Source organism: Neisseria sp. P0001.S005 (assembly GCF_051963715.1).
The window spans coordinates 1-375 of record NZ_JBQCTZ010000744.1 but is presented as its reverse complement, the minus strand read 5'-3'; the positions used below and the strand labels follow the sequence as shown (position 1 = coordinate 375).

1 protein-coding gene is annotated in these 375 nt (G+C 41.6%); it reads right to left on the bottom strand.

All coding sequences use genetic code 11. The features are described from left to right. Positions 1–22: 22 nt before the first annotated feature. The gene (gene rpsJ / locus ACTHSP_RS22655) at positions 23–334 is read right to left on the bottom strand and encodes a 30S ribosomal protein S10 (RefSeq protein WP_002642322.1); all 312 of its coding nucleotides are present in this window, start codon (positions 332–334) and stop codon (positions 23–25) included. Between the last annotated feature and the right edge of the window lie 41 nt (positions 335–375).

The window sequence follows — 375 nt, the reverse complement described above, 5'->3', positions numbered from 1 at the left end:
AAGCTGTTCGGTTTTTCAGTTCTTATTGAACTTTAATTTCTACATCTACACCTGCTGGAAGATCCAGTTTCATCAGTGCATCAGTAGTTTTGTCAGTCCAGTCCACGATGTCCATCAGACGCAAGTGGGTACGGATTTCCAATTGTTCACGAGAAGTTTTGTTCACGTGAGGAGAACGCAAGATGTTGAAACGTTCGATTTTAGTTGGCAAAGGAATTGGACCTTTAACAACAGCGCCAGTACGTTTGGCAGTTTCAACGATTTCTTGTGCGGAACGGTCAATCAGACTGTAATCATAAGCTTTCAGGCGGATACGGATTTTTTGGTTTGCCATTTATCAATATCCCTCAATTAAGCGATTACAGAAGAAACCAC